Raw genomic sequence first — 19,952 nt, forward strand, 5'->3', positions numbered from 1 at the left:
GCATTTGCGGATTAGGATTGCCGCATGGCCCTTATCCGCGTTTCAGAAGCCGCCCGATTCCTGGGCGTGAGCGACGACACCGTCCGCCGGTGGACCGATCACGGAACACTGACGCCGTTCCGCGACGAGTCCGGCCGGCTGGCCGTCGACGGACTGGAGCTCGCCACGCATGCCCGGAAGCTGGCCCAGCTCCCGGATGATCCGCAACGCGGCGGCAGTTCGGCCCGAAACCGGTTCGTCGGCCTCGTCACGAACGTCGTCGCCGACAAGGTCATGGCCCAGGTGGAGCTGCAGTGCGGGCCTTTCCGGGTGGTGTCCCTCATGAGCAGCGAAGCCGTGCGCGATCTTGGGCTGGAGCCCGGTGCCGTCGCCACCGCCGTGGTCAAGGCAACAACAGTCATCATCGAATCCCCGAAAGGCCGGCCCACCGCATGAGCAGGCAAGCTGTCCGCCCCGCCGGCCCCACCGTCCGGGCTGCCGTCCTCCCGCTGGCGGTACTCTTACTGGCCGTCCTCTCCGGCTGCGCGCCGGCAGGCGGACCGGCCGCGGGCACCACTTCCGCTGCGGGCGCAGGCTCCGGTGCGCCAACAGGAACCATCACGGTCTTCGCGGCAGCCTCCCTCAAGGCCACCTTCACCGAAATGGCGCGCACCTTCGAAGCAGGGAATCCCGGAACCACAGTCACGTTGAGCTTCGCGGGATCCTCGGACCTTGCCGGCCAGATCAACCAGGGCGCACCCGCGGACGTCTTTGCCTCGGCGGACACGGCCAACATGAAGAAGCTGCAGGACGCCGGCCTGGTCGACGGCACACCCCGCAACTTCGCCACCAACACCCTGGCCATCGCGGTTCCACCGGGCAATCCGGCCGGCATTGCGGCGCTGAAGGACTTGGCGCGGCCGGGCGTCAAGCTGGTGGTCTGCGCCAAGCAGGTCCCGTGCGGGGCCGCGGCGGCAAAGGTGGCGGGCACGGCAGGGATTACGCTGGCTCCCGTCAGCGAGGAAAATGCCGTCACCGACGTTCTGGGCAAGGTCGCCTCCGGGGAGGCCGACGCGGGCCTGGTGTACGGCACGGACGTCCGGGCGGCCGGCGCCAAGGTGGCGGGCATCGAATTTCCGGAGTCGCAGGGCGCCGTGAATACCTACCCCATCGCCGGCATGGCCAGTGGCCGGAACACGGCGGCCGCGCAGGCCTTCATTGCGCTGGTGACCGGCGCGGAAGGGCAAAAGGTCCTGGCCGGGGCGGGATTTGGACCCGGTGGACAATAGAGGTCTTCCTCAGCGGACCTCGCTGAGGGAGGCATACACGAAAGGTACCAAAGTGGTGGGGCAAGGCTATTCCGGCGTTCCCGGCTGGGTCCGCGCACTGGCTGTTGTTGCCGCCGTCGTCGTGCTGCTCCCGCTGCTCGCCATGGTGCTGCGGGTGGACTGGACCCGGTTTATTCCGCTCGTGACCTCGGACTCGTCCCTGACGGCGCTGGGACTGAGCCTGCGGACCTCCGCGGCCAGCACGCTGCTGTGCATTGTGCTGGGTGTCCCGTTGGCGCTGGTCCTCGCCCGGGATTCTTTCCGGCTGCAGGGGCTGCTGCGTTCGCTGGTGCTCCTGCCGCTGGTGCTTCCGCCCGTGGTGGGCGGCATCGCGCTGCTTTATACGTTCGGCCGCCAGGGCCTGCTGGGGCGGGCCTTCGACATGCTGGGCCTGCAGATTGCTTTCTCCACCACCGCCGTGGTCCTGGCCCAGACGTTCGTGGCGCTGCCCTTCCTGGTGGTCAGCCTGGAGGGGGCCGTGCGCACCTCAGGCTCCCGCTATGAGGCCGTGGCCGCCACCCTCGGCGCGCGCCCGGGCACCGTCTTCCGGCGGGTCACGCTTCCCCTGGTCCTGCCCGGCCTCGCTTCAGGCGCTGTCCTCTCGTTCGCCCGCAGCCTGGGTGAGTTCGGTGCCACACTGACGTTTGCAGGCAGCCTGCAGGGGGTGACCCGCACCCTGCCGCTGGAAATCTACCTGCAGCGGGAAACAGACCCGGACGCGGCCGTCGCCCTGTCGCTGGTGCTGGTGGCCGTCGCCGTGGCGGTGGTGGCGCTCGCGTACCGCCGGCCCGCAGCGCGCAGTGGAGCAGGAAAACGGCCGACGACGCCGGTACCGGCAGGAGGGAACAGCAAGTGACGTTGTCCTTCCAGGCAGCCGTGGCCGGGCGTGGATTCGACGTGTCCCTGACGGTGGGGCCCGGTGAAACCGTCGCCGTGATGGGGCCCAACGGCGCCGGGAAGTCCACCCTGCTCTCCAGTATTGCCGGGCTGTTGCGGCCGGACAGCGGCAGGGCGGAACTCAACGGAAAGACCCTGTTCGACCTCGACGGCGGCAACCGCACCTGGGTGCCGCCGCACCATCGCAGAACCGCCCTGCTCGCCCAGGAACCCTTGCTCTTTCCGCACCTGAGCGCGGTGGACAATGTCTCTTTTGGGCCCCGCAGTGCCGGCATTCCCAAACGGGAAGCCCGGCAGCGTGCCCTGGGCTGGCTGGCTGACGTTGAAGCTGAAGCCCTGGCCGGTCGCCGGCCCGGCGAACTCTCCGGCGGCCAGGCCCAGCGCGTTGCCGTGGCACGCGCGCTTGCCGCGGATCCCTCGCTCCTCCTGCTGGACGAGCCCCTCGCTGCCCTCGACATCCACTCAGCCCCGTTGTTGCGTCGACTGTTCAAGCGCGTCCTCGCGGGGCGGCAGGCCATCATCGTCACCCATGATGTCCTTGATGCGCTGATCCTCGCGGACAGGGTGGTCATCCTGGAGGACGGCAGGATTGCCGAGGACGGTCCAACCCGGGAGGTGCTGGAACGCCCGCGCAGTGCCTTTGCGGCCAGCCTGGCCGGGCTGAACTTCGTCCCCGGAACGTTGGACGGGGCCGCCGTGCGCACGGAGGAAGGCCTGCGGATCGCCGGCCATGGCGGGGATCCGGAAGCCGACGGGCAGCAGGCGGCGCCCGGAAAGCCGGGCGCGCAGCCGGCGGCGCCCGGGCAGCCGGGCAGGTCCGGGGAACCCGCCCCGGTGGCCGGGTCCGGGAGCCCCGGGGTGGCCGTGTTCCCGCCGTCGGCCGTTTCCGTGTTCCTCACCGATGCGCACGGCAGCCCCCGCAATTCCTTCGCCGTTACCATCAGCGACCTTGAGCCGCACGGCGACCAGATCCGCGTCCGGGCCGGAGGCCTGGCCGCCGACATCACGCCGGCCGCGTCCGCGGACCTGGGCCTGGTGCCGGGGCTGGCCGTGCACTTCGTGGTCAAAGCAGCCGCAGTTTCCGTCTACGGGACCTAGCGCGGTGTGGCGGGACCTCCGGCTCTGGACAGCGGTTTCGCCGTGGGCAAACATGGCTTAAGAACCTCGTCCTAAAAAGTTGAGCGTAGTACACTCAACTTAGTTATCAAGCCCCCGAAAGGAGCCCTCTTTGGACGTCAAATTCACCACCAAGAGCCAGGAGGCTCTTTCCGCTGCGGCAATGAATGCCTCCACCGCCGGCAACCCCCAAGTGGAGCCGGCCCACCTGCTCAAGGCGCTGATGGACCAGCGGGAGGGTGTCGCCGTCGCGCTCCTCCGCGCCACCGGTGCCGATCCCGACGCCGTCAGCGTCCAGGCCAGCAGCGCCATCAAGGCCCTGCCCGCCACGTCGGGGGGCTCCAGCCAGCAGGCGCAGCTGAGCAGGCCCGCCCTGCAGGCCATCCAGAATGCGAAAGAGGAGGCGGACCGGCTGGGCGACAGCTTCGTGTCCACCGAGGTGCTGCTGCTGGGCCTCTCGGCCGGCAACGACGCCGCCGCCCGGCTGCTCCGCGACGCCGGCGCCTCCCGTGAGGCACTCCTTGCGGCCTTGCCCGGGGTCCGGGGGGACCGCAAAGTGGACAGCCCCGACCCCGAAAACACTTTCCAGGCCCTCGAAAAATACGGAACGGACCTCACTGCCATGGCCCGGGCCGGGAAGCTTGACCCGGTGATTGGCCGCGACTCCGAGATCCGGCGCGTGGTCCAGGTCTTGTCCCGGCGGACCAAGAACAACCCGGTACTGATCGGCGAACCCGGCGTCGGAAAGACTGCAGTGGTGGAAGGGCTGGCCCAGCGGATGGTGGCGGGCGACGTCCCCGAAAGCCTGCGCGGCAAGACGCTCATCTCCCTGGACCTCGGGTCCATGGTGGCCGGCGCGAAGTACCGTGGTGAGTTCGAGGAGCGGCTCAAGGCTGTCCTTGAGGAGATCAAGGGCTCCGAGGGCCAGATCGTCACCTTCATCGACGAGATCCACACGGTGGTGGGCGCCGGGGCCACCGGCGATTCCTCCATGGATGCGGGCAACATGCTCAAGCCCATGCTGGCCCGTGGCGAACTGCGCCTGATCGGCGCCACCACACTGGACGAATACCGCGAAAACATCGAAAAGGATGCCGCCCTGGAACGCCGCTTCCAGCAGGTCTACGTCGGCGAACCCAGCGTGGAGGACACCATCGGCATCCTCCGCGGTCTCAAGGAGCGCTACGAGGCGCACCACAAGGTGTCCATCGCGGACTCCGCCCTGGTGGCCGCCGCAACCCTGTCCAACCGCTACATTTCGGGCCGCCAGCTGCCGGACAAGGCAATCGACCTGGTGGACGAAGCCGCGTCCCGGCTGCGCATGGAGATCGACTCCGCTCCGGAGGAAATCGACCAGCTGCGTCGCCAGGTGGACCGGCTCACCATGGAGGAGCTTGCGCTGGAGGGCGAGACCGATGCCGCTTCGGTGGAACGGCTCGCCGCGCTCCGTGCCGACAAGGCGGACAAGGAAGAGGAACTCTCGGCGCTGAACGCGCGGTGGGAGGCCGAGAAGGCCGGGCTCAACCGGGTGGGCGACCTGAAGGCCAAGCTGGATGAGTTGCGCTCCGCAGCGGACAAGGCCCAGCGTGAGGGTGACCTGGAGACCGCATCGCGGATCCTGTACGGGGAAATTCCGGCGCTTGAACGCGAGCTGAACGCCGCTGCCGAGGCGGAGGCCGCCGTGACGGACAAACCGGCGCAGATGGTGGCTGAGGAAGTGACGGCGGAGGACATTGCCGAAGTCATCTCGGCCTGGACCGGTATTCCCGCCGGCCGGATGCTCCAGGGCGAAAGCCAGAAGCTGCTCCACATGGAGCAGGAGCTGGGCAGGCGGCTGATCGGCCAGTCCAAGGCCGTGGCTGCCGTCTCCGACGCCGTCCGCCGCGCCCGCGCCGGAATCAGCGATCCCAACCGCCCCACCGGCTCCTTCCTGTTCCTCGGCCCCACCGGCGTGGGCAAGACCGAACTCGCCAAGGCCCTGGCGGACTTCCTGTTCGACGACGAACGCGCCATGGTGCGCATCGACATGTCCGAGTACGGCGAGAAGCACAGCGTGGCCCGGCTGGTCGGAGCGCCTCCGGGCTACGTCGGCTATGAGGAAGGCGGACAGCTCACCGAGGCGGTCCGCCGCCGCCCGTACTCCGTGGTGCTGCTGGACGAGGTGGAGAAGGCGCACCCCGAGGTGTTCGATATCCTCCTGCAGGTGCTCGACGACGGCCGCCTCACCGACGGCCAGGGCCGCACCGTGGACTTCCGGAACGTCATCCTGGTGCTGACCTCCAACCTGGGCAGCCAGTTCCTGGTGGACCAGACCCTGGACCCCGAAGCCAAGCGCCATGCCGTCATGGCCACCGTCAACGCGTCCTTCAAGCCCGAGTTCCTTAACCGGCTCGACGAAGTGGTCCTGTTCGATGCCCTCACGGTGGAGGAGCTCGCCCACATCGTGGAGTTGCACGTGGCCGAACTGGGCCGCCGGCTCTACGAACGCCGGCTCACCCTCGAGGTCACCGACGGCGCCAAGGCGTGGCTGGCCCTGTCCGGTTACGATCCGGCGTACGGTGCCCGCCCGCTGCGCCGGCTGGTGCAGCGCGAGATCGGCGACCGGCTGGCCAAGGCCATCCTGGCCGGGGATATCAGCGACGGCGACACCGTCCTGGTTGATACCGCGGCGGACCTTGGCGAACTGACCGAGGGCGCGGTGGACACGCTGACAGGCGCCCCCAGCTCGGGTTTGTCCGTTCGGCGGAAATACTAGCGGCCAAACTCACGCCCCAGGCGTGCTGCCTAGACGGACGGATCGTCAGGGCAGCACGCTGGCGGTGATCACGTTGCCGGAATCGGCCGTGACGTAGCAGTCCACCCGGCGGTCGCCCGAATCCCAGCTGGTGCTGCTGGGGAAGCTGCGCTGGTAGTTGAGGTGGAACTGGTTGGCTGCCGGACCGAGGGTGGCCGCCTGGCATGCCTCCAGGGCCTTGGCTTTCAGTGGATCAGCCCCCGGGTAGGCGGCTCCGGCGGGGTAGCGGTATGTTGCCACCAGCTGTGCCGAATGGCCGGTATCGCAGGCGACGACGGTGGACGCCAGGGCTTCCGGATCGAAGTCCTTGAAGCAGTCGCCCACCGCATAAGCGGCAGGTGCCACCCCGTTGCGTGGAAGCGGCTGGGGAGTGGCCGGCGCGGTGGCGGTGGTCTCCAGCACTCCGGGCGCGTCGGCCGCGGACTTCTCCGCGCCGGAGGATGAGTTCAACCACACGGCAAGCCATGTCAGTGAGCCGGCGACGGCCGCGATCACGACGATGAGGAACACCTTCCAGGAGGCGGCCCTGTTGGCTGCCCGGCGCTGCGGGGGATCCGGGACCCGCTGGGACCAGGTCACATCTTCCGGGGCGGGCGCCGAACCGCTGCCCCCGCGTGGGGCCGCCGGCAGGCTGCCGGTGCGCGGCGGCGAGGCAGGCTTGGGTGGGATGTCCTGGTGGTTCACGGGTGCGCATCCTCCTGGGTTTGTGTGCCGCGGCTCGCCAACGGCCGGGCGAAACAGCCACTTCTTAAGTGACTCTAGCGAAGAAAAATCCCGTGTTCCTGCGGCTCGAAGTGCATCATGGTACCCCACGCCCCGTCCCGGGGCCCTGGGCGGCAAGCAGGGGCAGCCGAAAGCATGTAATCTAGGTGTACGACAAATTGACCAAACATTCCGGGGCCTCACCGATCGCCAAGGTGACCACCTCCGGTCCAAGTACAAAAGGGGGTCACGCCATGGGGCGCGGCCGTCAAAAGGCAAAAGCTACCAAGCAGGCTCGGGACATCAAGTACTACTCCCCGAACACTGATTACTCGGCACTTCAGCGTGAGCTGACGGGCCCAGGCAGTCGTTCAACGAGCCATTACTCGAATGAACCGGTCGAGCCGGACTATTCGGCTTATGTGGATAAGTACGCGGATGATTTGGATGACGATGACGACGAGGTTGACAGCCGTCGCATCGGCTAGTTGTCGTAAAGCCGCCGTGGCCCCGGATTTCCAGGCCGTACCGCAGCTACGCGCTACAAGCTCCGCAGGTGCCTTCCCGCAGCGTTGGGATGGCACAGGACCTCCTTTTTAGTACCCGTTTTCGGGTGACCGCTGACATGAGGAAGCCCGCTGCTTTCCGGGATACCCGGTGGCAGCGGGCTTTCCCGCGTTGGTACCCTGACCGGATGACTGTTCGGACGACTTACGCCAATGGCGAGCCCTGCTGGGCGGATTTGCAGACCCCCGATGTCGCCGCCGCCAAGGACTTCTACGCCAGGGTGTTCGGCTGGACCTACCAGGACTTTCCTACTCCGGACGGCCGCAGTTACGCGCAGGCCTTCATGAACGGCCGGTTGGTCGCCACCATCGCGCCGCAGGGCCCCCTGCAGCCGCCCGGCACGCCGGCCCGGTGGAACATCTATTTCGCGGCGTCGGACGCCACAACGCTCCTTGACGATGCCGCTTTTGCCGGCGGGACCGTCCAGTTCGGGCCGGAGCAGGTGGGCGCTACCGGCGTGCTGGCGTTCCTCGCCCCGCCCGGCGGCGGCACCACCGGGATCTGGCAGGCCGGAACCCATTACGGGAGCCATCTCTTCAACGAGCCGGGGGCGCTGGCCTGGGCCGAACTGTCCACGCCCGGGCCGCAGGCCGCGGTGGGCTTCTTCCAGCAGCTGTTCGGGCACGAGGTCACCGAATATCCCCAGGACGACGGCGGCAGCTACAGTACGCTGCTTGTCGACGGTGCCGAGGTGGCCGGCGTCGTTCCTGCCGAAGAAGGCGGGGACGCAGCCTGGCAGGTCTACTTTGGCGCCGCGGACGTCCGTGCTGCGGCGGCGGCAACGGTCCAGGCCGGGGGAGAAATCATCGTTGAGCCGGACGAGCATGCCGCTGACGGTTCACTGACCACCATCCGGGACCCGCAGGGCGGCATCCTCAGCCTCATCCAGGTCAGTTAAGACCATGGGGTCCCCACCGTGCGGTGCGGGACCCCAATGGTTGGTGGCTCTAGGCGTAGGCGTTGGCCATGCGGACGGCGCCGCCATCCACGCCCTTGGCGCCCTGGACGTAATCGGGGCCGGACTTGGAAATGGCATCCGAGTCCTCCGTGACCGCGCCCATGATCCAGGACGGCAGGCCCCGGTCGTTCAGGCGCGCCACTGCGGCGTCGGCGGCGTCGGGGGACACGATGGCCACCATCCCCACGCCGAGGTTCAGGGTGCGCTCGAGGTCGGGCAGCGGGACATTTCCCAGTTCGGACACGAGCTTGAAGATCGCGGGCAGTTCCCAGGTGGCGCGGTCCACCGTTGCCACCAGGCCCTGCGGGAGGACCCGGGCCAGGTTGGCGGCCAGGCCGCCGCCGGTGACGTGGCTGAAGCCGTGGACGGCGGCGCCGGCGCTGACCGGGAAGGTGCGGGCCAGGTCCAGGCAATCGGCTGCGTAGACGCGGGTGGGCTCAAGGAGTTCCTCGCCCAGCGTGCGCCCCAGTTCGGATACCTGGCGGTCCAGTGCCCAGCCGGCGTGGTTGATGACGCGGCGGACCAGCGAGTAGCCGTTTGAGTGCAGGCCGGAGGAGGCCATGCCGATCACCACGTCGCCGGCGCGGACGCGGTCCGGGCCGAGGAGGGCGTCGGCTTCCACGACGCCGGTGGCGGCGCCAGCGACGTCGTATTCATGTTCGCCCAGCAGGCCCGGGTGCTCGGCGGTCTCGCCGCCCACCAGGGCAGTGCCGGCCACGGAGCAGGCTGCGGCGATGCCGCGCACGATGTCCGCGATGCGTTCGGGGACCACCTTGCCGCAGGCGATGTAGTCGGTCATGTACAGCGGCTCGGCGCCGACCACCACGATGTCGTCCACCACCATGCCTACCAGGTCGAAGCCGATGGTGTCGTGGATGTCCATGGCCTGGGCGATGGCCACCTTGGTGCCGACGCCGTCCGTGGAGGTGGCCAGCAGCGGCTTCTTGTAGGTCAGGAGCCTGGAGACGTCATAGAGGCCGGCGAAGCCGCCCACCCCGCCGATCACCGAGGAGTTGTGGGTTGCCTTGACGGCATCCTTCATGAGCTCGACGGCGCGGTCCCCGGCTTCAACGTCCACGCCGGCGGAGGCGTAGGTGATGCCGGAGTTTTCTGCGGCGGTGTTGGCGGAAGTCATACGGAGTCCTTCTTGTCGGCGCTGGTGGCGGCGTGTACGTCGGGCACGAGGTCGGCTTCGGTCAGCAGGTTTTCGAATTCGGCGTCCGGTCCGGGATCGCAGCCGGTGGCGCCGGCTTTCTCAGCCGGGTCCTCCGCGGCATCAACGGCCAGGGCGACCGTCTCGCCGGGAAGCGCGGCCGGGGACGGCTTGAGGCCGCCAAGGTCGGTGCGCTCCAGCAGGTTCTTGCCCAACTTGTCGGCGTCCGGCAGCTTGATGGGGTACTTGCCGGTGAAGCAGGCGGTGCAGAGCCGTTCGCGGGGCTGCCGGGTGGCCCCGATCATGCCGTCCTCGGAGATGTAGGCCAGTGAGTCCGCACCGATGGCCTGGGAGATTTCCTCGATGGTGGCGCCGTTGGCGATGAGTTCCGCGCGTGAGGCGAAATCGATGCCGTAGAAGCAGGGCCACTGCACCGGCGGGGAGGAGATTTTGACGTGGACGGCTGCGGCGCCGGCTTCCCGGAGCATCCGCACAATGGCGCGCTGGGTGTTGCCGCGGACGATCGAGTCATCCACCACCACAACCCGCTTGCCGCGGATCACGGACTCGAGGGCGTTGAGCTTGAGGCGGATGCCGAGCTGGCGCAGGGTCTGCGAGGGCTGGATGAACGTGCGGCCCACGTAGGAGTTCTTGACGAAACCGTGCGCAAAGGGGATGCCGGATTCCTCGGCGTAGCCGACGGCGGCGGGGGTACCGGATTCCGGTACGGGAATGACGATGTCCGCCTGCTGCGTGTTTTCCCGGGCCAGCTGGCGGCCCATCTCCACGCGGGACTCGTAGACGGAGCGGCCGGCGATGGCGGCGTCCGGGCGGGCGAGGTAGACGTATTCGAAAACGCAACCGGCCGGCGTCGGCTCCGCGAACCGCTTGGACCGCACGCCGTCCTCGTCGATGGCAATGAACTCGCCCGGCTCGATCTCCCGGATGAAGCTGGCGCCGACGGTGGCCAGGGCGGACTGCTCGGAGGCCACCACCCAGCCGCGCTCCAGCCGGCCGAGGACCAGCGGACGGATCCCGTAGGTGTCGCGTGCGGCGTAGAGGGTTCCTTCGTCCATGAAGACGAAGCAGAAGCCGCCCTTGATCTTGGGCAGGAGTTCCGTGGCGGTTTCTTCGAGGGTCTTGCCCGGCTCGCCTTCAAGCAAAGCGGTGACCAGGGCGGTGTCGGAGGTGTTGCCCTGCTTCATTTCGCCGGTGAGCTGGCCGCCGTTGCGTTCGTTGATCATGGCGTTGAGCTCGGCGGTGTTGGTCAGGTTGCCGTTGTGTGCCAGGGCAACCGTGCCGGTGGAGGTGGCGCCGAGGGTGGGCTGCGCGTTGGCCCAGTGGCTGGCGCCGGTGGTGGAGTAGCGGCAGTGGCCCACGGCCAGGTGCCCGGTCAGGGTGTTCAGGGTGGTCTCGTCGAAGACCTGGGAGACGAGTCCCATGTCCTTGTAGACGTTGATCCGTTTGCCGTCGCTGGTGGCTATGCCAGCCGACTCCTGACCGCGGTGCTGCAGTGCATACAGCCCGTAATAGGTAAGTTTTGCTACTTCTTCGCCTGGTGCCCAAACGCCGAAGACGCCGCAAGCGTCCTGCGGGCCTTTTTCGCCGGGGAGAAGATCATGGGAAAGTTTTCCATCGCCGCGTGCCACTGATCGATTATCGCACGATATGGGGTAGGACTTTTCCGGCTGCCCGATTGTGACCTGCTAGGCCTGGGGGTCGGTATCCGGTTCGGAATCCGGCACGGCTTCCACCACCGCCCGCTGCTGGCGCTTCACGCTGCGGCGGTCCAGCACGAGGGCCAGCCCGGCGCCCAGGATGGCCCCTGCGGCCGCGAACATCACCAGGAAGAAACCGAACACCGCACCGGGGTCGAAGGTGGTGTCCCCCGGCACCCCGTACGCCACCACCGCGGCAGCGACGGCTCCCAGCAGCGCTCCGACCACCAGGAAGGGAACGTACTTGGGTGCCCGGCGGACGGTAACCTCGCGCCGCTCGGCGGGGGTTTCTTCAAAAGACATGCCATCCAGCCTACTGCCCACTGTTTTGCTCCGGGAAACGGGTGTCTGGGGATGCCTGGCGCTCCCGGCCCGGAGAGGCGGGAGTGGCACACTGGTAGGCAACTGCTCGGAGACTGATATATCTATTGACATGGAGTCTTGTCGCTGCCATATTCTGCTGTAGGCACTATGTGCATGCTGTTGTTTATTATGCAACTCATTGCGCTTCGAACGGTGAGGCGCCGTGGTCCCCGGTCCGGGCCTGTCAGTTAGATTGGCAGTTGGTGCCGACTCACGGATCCGGGCGGATCCAGGAAAGGAACACAAGAACCATGGTTCACAAAGTTCAAGCAGTTGTTGTCCGGGAGAAGAACGCCCCTGTGTCGTTGGAGACCATCCTGGTCCCGGATCCCGGGCCGGGGGAGGCGCTGGTGGACATCCTGACCTGCGGTGTCTGCCACACGGATCTGCACTACAAGCAGGGCGGTATCGGTGATGACTTCCCTTACCTGCTCGGGCACGAGGCCACCGGGGTTGTCAGTGCCGTTGGCCCCGATGTGACCCAGGTGGCCCCGGGCGACCGGGTGATCCTGAACTGGCGCGCGGTCTGTGGGGAGTGCCGTGCGTGTGCCAAGGGCCAGCCGCAATACTGCTTCAATACGCACAACGCCACGCAGAAGATGACCCTTGAGGACGGCACCGAGCTTTCGCCTGCCCTGGGCATCGGTGCTTTCGCGGAAAAGACCCTGGTGGCAGCCGGGCAGTGCACCAAGGTGGACCCGGAGGTTGATGCTGCCGCGGTGGGCCTGCTGGGCTGCGGCGTGATGGCAGGCATCGGTGCCGCGATCAACACCGGGGAGGTCAAGCGTGGCGAGTCCGTGGCAGTGATTGGCTGCGGCGGCGTGGGGATTGCCGCGATCGCGGGCGCGAAGCTCGCGGGGGCGACGACGATCATCGCCGTGGACATCGACGACAACAAGATCGGGATGGCCAGGTCCCTCGGTGCAACCCACGGGGTCAACTCCAAGCAGGAGGACGCCGTGGAAGCCATCCGGGCCCTCACCGGAGGCCACGGGGCGGACGTGGTGATAGACGCCGTCGGCCGGCCCGAAACGTACAAGCAGGCCTTCTACGCCCGCGACCTTGCCGGCCGCGTGGTGCTGGTGGGTGTTCCGACGCCGGAGATGACGCTTGAACTGCCGCTGCTGGACGTCTTTGGCCGCGGCGGATCGCTGAAGTCCTCCTGGTACGGCGACTGCCTGCCCTCCCGCGACTTCCCCATGCTCGTCTCGCACTACAAGCAGGGAAACCTGGACCTGGACGCGTTCGTGTCCGAGCGCATCACGATCGACCAGGTGGAAGAGGCCTTCGAGCGGATGCATGGGGGCAAGGTGCTGCGCTCCGTCGTCGAGGTCCAGCCTGCCGGGGCGTCCGCATGAGCGTCACCATCGAGAACCTGGTCACCTCGGGAACTTTTTCGCTCGACGGCGGCACCTGGGACGTTGACAACAACGTCTGGATCGTGGGCAATGACGAGGAATGCATCATCATCGATGCGCCGCACGACGCAGCGGCGATCATCAACCAGGTCCGCAGCCGGAAGGTGAAGGCCATCCTGCTCACCCACGCGCACAACGACCACATCGGTGCCGCGCGTGAGGTGGCGGACGCCCTGGAGGCACCGATCCTGCTGAACCAGGAGGACCTGGTGCTCTGGGAGCAGGTATACCCGGACGCAAAACCGGACCGCTTCCACTCCGACGGTGACGTATTCGAGGTGGGCGGGGCGGCCCTGCGTGCGATCCACACTCCGGGACACTCGCCCGGGTCCACTTGCTTCTACCTGGAAAGCGAGGGAACGGTGTTCACCGGCGACACCCTGTTCAACGGCGGCCCGGGTGCCACCGGGCGGTCCTACAGCGACTACCCCACCATCCTGGCGTCCATCCGTGAACGGCTGCTGACACTGCCCGCCGACACTGTGGTCCGCACCGGCCATGGCGAGGACACCACCATCGCCGCCGAGCAGGAAACGCTGGCGAAGGTTCCGCAGTAACCAGAAGTCAGGAAAGCGCCCGGCGGAGGCGCGCCGGGAGGTTCCGGCGCGCCTCCGCCGGCGATCAATCAGCACAAGCCGGTAAGGACGTTGGAACGATGAAGTTCGGTAAGCAGCCCGCCCCCGTTCGGGACATCAATGAGGACGATCTTTCGGTCCACAAGCCCAAAACGGAGGCGGCCGGGGTCAAGGCCGTCATGGTTGCGCTTGAGCGTGCGGTGGCGCAGGCGGGTGTGGCCCGGACGGCACAGTCGCTGCTGCGGCTGAACCAGCGGGGCGGTTTCGACTGCCCCGGCTGCGCGTGGCCGGAATCGGACAAGAAGCGCAAAGCAGCCGAGTTCTGCGAGAACGGCGCCAAGGCGGTGGCCGAGGAGAACACCCTGCGTACCGTCGGAGCGGAGTTCTGGGCCCAACACTCCATCGCCGAGCTCTCGGAGAAGACCGAGTACTGGCTGGGCAACCAGGGCCGGTTGAGCGAGCCGGTGGTGATCCGCGAAGGGGAGACGCATTACTCGCCGATCTCGTGGGCCGACGCGTTCGAGCTGATCGGCGAACATCTCCGGGCGACCACCCCTGACCGCTGCGTCTTCTACACCTCCGGCCGCACGGCGAACGAGACCGCGTTCCTGTACCAGCTCTTCGCACGGTCCCTGGGCACCAACAACCTCCCCGACTGCTCCAACATGTGCCACGAGTCCTCCGGCTCGGCTTTGAACCCGACCATCGGCATTGGCAAGGGCACGGTGTCCCTGGATGACATCCACGACGCCGAACTGATCTTCGTGGTGGGCCAGAACCCCGGCACCAACCATCCACGGATGCTGTCCGCGTTGAAGGAGTGCAAGGACAAGGGCGGCAAGGTGGTGGCCGTGAACCCGCTGCCCGAGGCCGGCCTGTTCAACTTCAAGGACCCGCAGACCGTTTCCGGGGTGGTGGGCGGCGGGACGCCGTTGGCCGATGAGTACTTGCAGATCAAGGTGGGCGGGGACTTGGCGCTGTTCCAGGCGCTCGGCCACCTGCTGCTGGAGGCCGAGGCAGCCAACCCGGGGACCGTCGTCGACCATTCCTTTATTGCCGCCCAGACGGACGGGTTCGATGCCTACCGCGACGCCCGGCGCACCTTGGACTGGGATGAAACCGAGAAGGCCACCGGCCTCACCCGGGGCCAGATCGAAAAGGTCGCGGCGATGCTGGAGGCGTCCAAGGCCTCGATCTTCTGCTGGGCGCTGGGCGTGACGCAGCAGCCGCATTCGGTGGACACCATCAAGGAAATGGTCAACGTCCTGCTGCTGCAGGGCAATTTCGGCAAGCCCGGCGCCGGCGCCTGCCCTGTCCGCGGGCACTCGAACGTCCAGGGCGACCGGACCATGGGCATCTGGGAGAAACCCAAGGAGTGGCTCCTGCAGGCCTTGGACGCAGAGTTCGGCATCACGTCTCCGCGGCACCACGGCTACGACGCCGTGGAGTCGATGGAGGCATTCGAACGGGACGAGGTGGACGTGTTCGTGTCCATGGGCGGGAATTTCTCGCTCGCCTGCTCTGACACCGAGGCCCTGGAAGCGGGCATGCAGCGTATCGGGCTGACCGTGCACATCAGCACCAAACCCAACCGCTCGCACGTGGTGCACGGCCGCACGTCACTGATCCTGCCCACCTTGGGCCGCACCGACAAGGACGACAAGCATCCCAACGGCGCACAGTTCCTCTCCGTGGAGGACTCGATGTCCGTGGTCCACTCCACCCAAGGCCGCCTCACCCCAGTCTCCGAGCACCTGCTGGCTGAGCCCGTCATCGTGGCACGGATGGCGGAGGCCACCTTTGGCCCGGACCACCCAGTGGACTGGAAGGCAATGGCCGAGGACTACGACGTGATCCGCGACCATATCGCCCGGGTCCTGCCCGGCTTCGAGGACTTCAACGCCCGGGTCCGGACCAAGAACGGGTTCGTGCTCCCCAACCCGCCGCGCGACACCCGCTCCTTCGCCACCGACATCGGCCGCGGCCGGTTCACGGTCAGCCCGCTCGAATACCTCAGTCCGCCACCCGGCCACCTGGTGCTGCAGACCATCCGCAGCCACGACCAGTACAACACCACCTTCTACGGCCTGGACGACCGCTACCGCGGCATCTCCGGCGGCCGCCGCGTGATCCTCATCCACCCTGAGGACCTCGCCGAGCAAGGATTCCAGGACCGGGAACTCGTGGACGTCGTCAGCACCTTCCAGGGCGTGGACCGCCGGGCAGACAAGTTCCGCCTGGTGGCGTACCCCACCGCCAAGGGCTGCGCGGCCGCGTACTTCCCCGAAGCGAACGCACTGGTCCACAAAGAAAACGTGGCCCGCGTATCCAACACCCCCGGCTTCAAGGCCATGTTCGTCAGGTTCGAGCCGCACCGGGGCGAGGCAGCGGTTGCCGGGGAATCTGCAGGGGAGTTGGCAGGGATGCAGGCTTAGCCCGCCGGGGCGGTCAGGCCGGGCCATCGTGGCGGTTCCCAGTCCTGGTGTTCGCTTTGGTAATGGCGGCCTGTGGGTGAGGTCCAGCCGGGTGGTTCGTTTTCGCTGGCGGGTGTTGGTTTCCATCCGGTGGTGTGGCGGAGTTTGTGGTGTTTGGGGCACGGTTGTCCCAGGTTGGTGATTCCGGTGGTGCCGCCCTTGGCCCGGCGAGGATGTGATCGGCATCGTTGTCCAGGGCCCGCGGATCCACCAACACCCGGTAAAACGATCCCGCCCCGTTTGCGACAAGTTGGCGTGCCATGGACGGCGGAATCGGCCCATACCCGTCCAGTACCGCCGGCTCGTCCGTCAGGCCCAGCAGCGAAAACACCGGAACCGTCACCAGCACCTGCGCCCGGACCGGCGACGGCACACGGTCCCGGACAGCGCCCACACGTTCGCTGGAGCTGCCGCCTGCACCCACACGTTCGGTGGAGCTGCCACTTGCACCCTCGGCCAAACCGCCGCTGCCGCTTGCACGGGTGTCGCCGGCGCCGGTGCCGTTGGTGAGGATCGCGTCGGCGAAGGTGTCGGCCCGGAGCTGGGTCAGGTCCTGCCCTCGCCGGGGCCCTGCAGGCTACGGGCGGTCGCCGTGAGCCGGTTCCACCCCGCCAGTGCGGCCTCGACCTCCCGGGCACCGGCCAGAATGTCCAGGCAACCAGCCGCCACACCAGCCAACGGATCGGCCGCAGAAAACGGCTCCAAACCGACCCGTCCACCTCGGCATTCAGCACAGCCAGGGCAGCCCGGATCTCCCCAAACGCCCTCACCACCGCCGATTTCCCCATAACCCATCATGACAAGGGGGTACGACATCCAGACGACTGCCGGGCCTCTCCCCGGCAGTGGGGGGCAGCTAAACATGGGTTCCGGTCCGGGATTCTTTACGTTCGGGGATGGCAGTCCTCCGTGGCATCGACCATGCTTTTTCGTCATATCCGAAATTGATTGACAGTGAGCGTGGCTGGAGTCACACTGTTGCATATGGTGATCGTTGTTGCGTTAGGCGCTTCAGTTTCATTCCGGAGTTGTCGCTTCTGTTGCTGATGAACCTCCCCACATTCGTTGACAGAACGTCTTGAACACCCCTTGTGCCCCACCTGCTCCGTATCCACCCCCAAATCGCCCCATGCCCAGCCCTATCGGGAGGAAACACATGACTACCTCAGTGAATGCGCCCCTCAGCGCACGCGGAAAGCTCGCCTCAACATTGCCTGCCGAGCAGCTGGCCGAAATTACCGAGTTGTTTGCTTTGCGGCGCACCGGCTACTCCCTTGATGCCCCGTTCTACACTGACCCGACAATCTTCAAGCTCGACATGGAAGCCATCTTCGGCCAGCACTGGATCTTTGCCGGCAGCGTTGCCGAGTTGCCGGAGCCGGGCGACTACATCACGGTCGACTACGGACCCTACTCCCTGATCGTGCTGCGCACCGACGAGGGCGGCGTCAATGTCCTGCACAACGTCTGCCGCCACCGCGGTGCCCGCGTCCTGACCGAAGCCGCCGGTTCCACCGGAAACCTGGTCTGCGGCTACCACTCCTGGACGTACTCCCCCGAGGGCAACCTGATCCACGCATCCGCCCCCGGCGAAGCCAAGTTCGACAAGAACTGCTTTGCCCTCAAGCGCGCCCACAGCCGCGAGGTTGCCGGGCTCATTTTCGTCTGCATTGCTGACGAGCCACCCGCAGACTTCGACGAAACCGCCAAGATTTTCGAGCCCTACCTCGCGCCCCACGACCTGTCCAAGACCAAGATTGCCTACCAGCAGAACATCATCGAAGAAGGCAACTGGAAGCTCGTCATGGAGAACAACCGTGAGTGCTACCACTGCGACGGGCACCCGGAACTCGCCTGCTCGCTGTTCCCCACGTGGGGCCTGACCGAGGGTCTGATCCCGACCCACCTCGAGGAAGTATGGGACCGCAACAAGGAAGCCCAGTCCTCCCTCGAGGAGCGGTGCCGCCGCTACGGCCTGCCCTACGAGGTGGTGGAGGAACTCGACACCCGCATTGCCGGTATCCGCATCTCGCGCGAATCCCTGGACGGCGAAGGCGAATCGTTCTCCGCAGACGGCCGCAGGCTCTCCAAGAAGCTGCTCGGCGACCTTCGGGACTTCCGCCTGGGCCGCTGCTCGATGCACTTGCAGCCCAACAGCTGGTTCCACTTCCTGGGTGACCACGTCATCACGTTCGGGGTTTTCCCCATCAACGAGCACCAGTCCTTGGTCCGCACCACCTGGCTGGTGGCTGACGACGCCGAGGAAGGCGTTGACTACGACCTCGAAAAGCTCACCTACACCTGGAAGCAGACCAACCTGCAGGACAAGGCGTTCGTTGAGCTGTGCCAGCAGGGTGCTGCCAGCCCCGCGTACGAGCCCGGCCCTTACATGAAGAGCGAATACCAGGTGGAGGCCTTCATCAATTGGTACGTCCAGCGCGTGCAGGAGCACTTGGCATGATTGACGTCCTCACTCAGGCGCCGGTCCGGGAACCACAGCGCATCCGCGGCCTTGAAATGCCGTGGAACAGGGTGATGGGCAGCATGGAAGGCCCGGCCAGTGCAGCCAAGGCGCTGGGCCCGTGGCATCCGCAGGAGTTCATGGCCGAATGCGTCGAAACCGTTCCCGAAGCCGGCGGCATGATGACCTTCGTCTTCCGCCGCTGCGACGGTGCGCCCCTGGCGTTCCGCGCGGGCCAGTACGTGAATATCGCTTTCCCCGTGAACGGCGAGGACCAGGAACCGGTGGACCGCAGCTACTCGCTGTCCAGTTCACCCACGGAACCGTGGACTTTCAGCGTCACCGTCAAGCGCGACCCGGGCGGACTGGTTTCCCCGTGGGTGCACGGGAACGTCAGGCCCGGAACTGTCCTGGACATGCTGGGACCTGTCGGGGCATTCCACCTGCCTGACGCCGATCGGCGGGCACGGTACCTCTTCCTGGCCGCCGGCGCAGGCATCACCCCCATCATGTCGATGCTGCGCACCATCCACTCGTTGCCCGGAACCGCCGATGTGGTGGTGCTTTACCACGGCGCGGAAGCCGGCGGCTTCGCCTTCCACCGGGAATTGGCCTACATCGCGTCGGTGGACTCGCGCGTCAAGGTCTTCTACGCCCTGGGCGACCGCGGCAGGCCCGAGGACTGGGAGGGCTTCACCGGACGGCTGACGGCGGCCATGATCGACGAGGTGGCGCCGGACGCCAACGGCCGGCAGGTGTACGCCTGCGGACCCGAGGGGTACTTGAACACCGCCACTGAACTGCTCAAGAACGTGGGCGTCGACGATACCTCCATCTACATGGAGTTCTTCTCCGGCGACCGGCAGACCCTCCTCGAATACCAGGCCGAGCTCGCCCTGGCGGCGGACATCGCCGAGGAAATCGCCGACGAGATCGCGGAGTCCGCCGAGGACTACTTCGAGGGCCAGCCGGCGGCGTTCGGGATCTATGAGCCCGGCTACGACGAGGATGGAACCCTGCAGGCCACGGGGCTGGCGCTGGAAGCTGCAGCCCCGGCCTCCGCGGAAGCCGCCTCCGCGGAAGCCGCCGAAGCCGCAACCGAAGCCGCCACCCCGGATGCGTCAAGCTTCGACACCGTGGGAACTGGCAGCCTCACCCTGTCTTTCATGCGCACCGGAATCAATGTGCGGATCGACCCGCAGGAACCCATCCTGGGTGTGGCCCAGCGGGCCGGTGTCCGGATCGGCGCCAACTGCAAGGAGGGCATGTGCGGCTCCTGCAAAGTGGTCAAGCTGTCCGGGGAGATCGACATGAACCACCAGGGTGGAATCCGCAAACGGGAAATCGATGCCGGCAAGTTCCTTCCCTGCTGCTCCACCGCGCGCACCGACATGGTGATCGACGCTTAGCCGCTTCCCTGAGCCGCCGGCACCGCGCGCCGTCCCACGT

Annotated in this window: 16 protein-coding genes and 1 pseudogene; 12 read left to right on the forward strand and 5 right to left on the reverse strand. The window is 67.0% G+C overall.

The window, feature by feature from the left end; translation table 11 throughout:
• Positions 1 to 24: 24 nt before the first annotated feature.
• From C563_RS0104395 to clpB, 5 genes are all read left to right on the forward strand, one after another.
• The gene (locus tag C563_RS0104395) at positions 25 to 435 is read left to right on the forward strand and encodes a TOBE domain-containing protein (RefSeq protein WP_018760822.1); all 411 of its coding nucleotides are present in this window, start codon (positions 25 to 27) and stop codon (positions 433 to 435) included.
• Positions 432 to 1,268, forward strand: a complete 837-nt coding sequence (gene modA, locus C563_RS0104400) for a molybdate ABC transporter substrate-binding protein (RefSeq protein ID WP_018760823.1) — start codon at positions 432 to 434, stop codon at positions 1,266 to 1,268. Before C563_RS0104395 ends, modA begins: the two co-directional genes overlap by 4 nt.
• 52 nt (positions 1,269 to 1,320) lie before the next feature.
• Positions 1,321 to 2,163 (forward strand): ABC transporter permease, encoded by an 843-nt coding sequence (locus tag C563_RS0104405; protein WP_018760824.1) that lies wholly within the window; start codon positions 1,321 to 1,323, stop codon positions 2,161 to 2,163.
• Positions 2,160 to 3,302: a sulfate/molybdate ABC transporter ATP-binding protein gene (locus C563_RS0104410; RefSeq protein ID WP_018760825.1), complete on the forward strand. Its 1,143-nt coding sequence runs from the start codon at positions 2,160 to 2,162 to the stop codon at positions 3,300 to 3,302. Before C563_RS0104405 ends, C563_RS0104410 begins: the two co-directional genes overlap by 4 nt.
• A 130-nt stretch (positions 3,303 to 3,432) precedes the next feature.
• The gene (gene clpB / locus C563_RS0104415) at positions 3,433 to 6,075 is read left to right on the forward strand and encodes an ATP-dependent chaperone ClpB (RefSeq protein WP_018760826.1); all 2,643 of its coding nucleotides are present in this window, start codon (positions 3,433 to 3,435) and stop codon (positions 6,073 to 6,075) included.
• Between the two features lie 45 nt (positions 6,076 to 6,120).
• Here the strand turns inward: clpB and C563_RS0104420 are convergent, their stop codons facing one another.
• Positions 6,121 to 6,798 carry a septum formation family protein gene (locus tag C563_RS0104420; RefSeq protein ID WP_018760827.1) on the reverse strand — a complete coding sequence of 226 codons (678 nt, stop codon included), beginning with the start codon at positions 6,796 to 6,798 and terminating at the stop codon, positions 6,121 to 6,123.
• 272 nt (positions 6,799 to 7,070) lie between these two features.
• On the opposite strand from C563_RS0104420, the gene C563_RS22055 reads away from it, so the two are divergent.
• Both C563_RS22055 and C563_RS0104430 read left to right on the forward strand, forming a co-directional pair.
• On the forward strand, positions 7,071 to 7,304 hold the full coding sequence (locus tag C563_RS22055; protein WP_018760828.1) for a DUF3073 domain-containing protein: 234 nt from the start codon (positions 7,071 to 7,073) through the stop codon (positions 7,302 to 7,304).
• 206 nt (positions 7,305 to 7,510) lie between these two features.
• A complete protein-coding gene (locus tag C563_RS0104430; RefSeq protein ID WP_026264364.1) occupies positions 7,511 to 8,281 on the forward strand; it encodes a VOC family protein in 771 nt (256 codons plus the stop codon).
• Between the two features lie 49 nt (positions 8,282 to 8,330).
• Here the strand turns inward: C563_RS0104430 and purM are convergent, their stop codons facing one another.
• Genes purM through C563_RS0104445 form a run of 3 tightly spaced genes read right to left on the reverse strand, consistent with a single transcriptional unit; the run spans position 8,331 to position 11,515 of the window.
• A complete protein-coding gene (purM, locus tag C563_RS0104435; RefSeq protein WP_018760830.1) occupies positions 8,331 to 9,476 on the reverse strand; it encodes a phosphoribosylformylglycinamidine cyclo-ligase in 1,146 nt (381 codons plus the stop codon).
• Positions 9,473 to 11,143, reverse strand: coding sequence for an amidophosphoribosyltransferase (gene purF / locus C563_RS0104440; RefSeq protein ID WP_018760831.1), 1,671 nt, complete (start codon positions 11,141 to 11,143; stop codon positions 9,473 to 9,475). The genes purM and purF overlap by 4 nt, the downstream gene beginning before the upstream one ends.
• A 57-nt stretch (positions 11,144 to 11,200) precedes the next feature.
• Positions 11,201 to 11,515, reverse strand: a complete 315-nt coding sequence (locus C563_RS0104445; protein WP_018760832.1) for a hypothetical protein — start codon at positions 11,513 to 11,515, stop codon at positions 11,201 to 11,203.
• Positions 11,516 to 11,826: 311 nt separating this feature from the next.
• Here C563_RS0104445 and C563_RS0104450 point away from each other — a divergent pair, with 311 nt between their 5' ends.
• The 3 genes from C563_RS0104450 (at position 11,827) to C563_RS0104460 (ending at position 16,003) form a co-directional block, all read left to right on the forward strand.
• Entirely contained in the window at positions 11,827 to 12,933 is a 1,107-nt protein-coding gene (locus C563_RS0104450; RefSeq protein WP_018760833.1) for an S-(hydroxymethyl)mycothiol dehydrogenase, read from the forward strand.
• Entirely contained in the window at positions 12,930 to 13,550 is a 621-nt protein-coding gene (locus C563_RS0104455; protein ID WP_018760834.1) for an MBL fold metallo-hydrolase, read from the forward strand. The genes C563_RS0104450 and C563_RS0104455 overlap by 4 nt, the downstream gene beginning before the upstream one ends.
• A 98-nt stretch (positions 13,551 to 13,648) precedes the next feature.
• Entirely contained in the window at positions 13,649 to 16,003 is a 2,355-nt protein-coding gene (locus tag C563_RS0104460) for an FdhF/YdeP family oxidoreductase (protein WP_018760835.1), read from the forward strand.
• Positions 16,004 to 16,023: 20 nt separating this feature from the next.
• On the opposite strand, the pseudogene C563_RS22995 reads toward C563_RS0104460, so the two are convergent.
• Positions 16,024 to 16,666, reverse strand: a pseudogene (locus tag C563_RS22995) (HNH endonuclease signature motif containing protein); the annotation flags it as partial.
• Between the two features lie 532 nt (positions 16,667 to 17,198).
• On the opposite strand from C563_RS22995, the gene C563_RS0104470 reads away from it, so the two are divergent.
• Both C563_RS0104470 and C563_RS0104475 read left to right on the forward strand, forming a co-directional pair.
• Positions 17,199 to 18,503: an aromatic ring-hydroxylating oxygenase subunit alpha gene (locus C563_RS0104470; protein ID WP_018760837.1), complete on the forward strand. Its 1,305-nt coding sequence runs from the start codon at positions 17,199 to 17,201 to the stop codon at positions 18,501 to 18,503.
• Positions 18,500 to 19,912, forward strand: coding sequence for a ferredoxin reductase (locus tag C563_RS0104475; protein WP_018760838.1), 1,413 nt, complete (start codon positions 18,500 to 18,502; stop codon positions 19,910 to 19,912). Before C563_RS0104470 ends, C563_RS0104475 begins: the two co-directional genes overlap by 4 nt.
• Positions 19,913 to 19,952 lie beyond the last annotated feature (40 nt).

The sequence above is a fragment of the Arthrobacter sp. 135MFCol5.1 genome, from assembly GCF_000374865.1.
GTDB lineage: Bacteria > Actinomycetota > Actinomycetes > Actinomycetales > Micrococcaceae > Arthrobacter.

What these genes read in the sequence shown, in the direction of transcription:
- C563_RS0104445 (WP_018760832.1), bottom strand. Translation starts at nt 11,515, where the DNA reads ATGTCTTTTGAAGAAACCCCCGCCGAGCGGCGCGAGGTTACCGTCCGC.
- C563_RS0104455 (WP_018760834.1), top strand. Translation starts at nt 12,930, where the DNA reads ATGAGCGTCACCATCGAGAACCTGGTCACCTCGGGAACTTTTTCGCTC.
- C563_RS0104475 (WP_018760838.1), top strand. Translation starts at nt 18,500, where the DNA reads ATGATTGACGTCCTCACTCAGGCGCCGGTCCGGGAACCACAGCGCATC.
- C563_RS0104430 (WP_026264364.1), top strand. Translation starts at nt 7,511, where the DNA reads ATGACTGTTCGGACGACTTACGCCAATGGCGAGCCCTGCTGGGCGGAT.
- C563_RS0104460 (WP_018760835.1), top strand. Translation starts at nt 13,649, where the DNA reads ATGAAGTTCGGTAAGCAGCCCGCCCCCGTTCGGGACATCAATGAGGAC.
- C563_RS0104450 (WP_018760833.1), top strand. Translation starts at nt 11,827, where the DNA reads ATGGTTCACAAAGTTCAAGCAGTTGTTGTCCGGGAGAAGAACGCCCCT.
- modA (WP_018760823.1), top strand. Translation starts at nt 432, where the DNA reads ATGAGCAGGCAAGCTGTCCGCCCCGCCGGCCCCACCGTCCGGGCTGCC.
- C563_RS22055 (WP_018760828.1), top strand. Translation starts at nt 7,071, where the DNA reads ATGGGGCGCGGCCGTCAAAAGGCAAAAGCTACCAAGCAGGCTCGGGAC.
- C563_RS0104395 (WP_018760822.1), top strand. Translation starts at nt 25, where the DNA reads ATGGCCCTTATCCGCGTTTCAGAAGCCGCCCGATTCCTGGGCGTGAGC.
- C563_RS0104470 (WP_018760837.1), top strand. Translation starts at nt 17,199, where the DNA reads ATGACTACCTCAGTGAATGCGCCCCTCAGCGCACGCGGAAAGCTCGCC.
- purM (WP_018760830.1), bottom strand. Translation starts at nt 9,476, where the DNA reads ATGACTTCCGCCAACACCGCCGCAGAAAACTCCGGCATCACCTACGCC.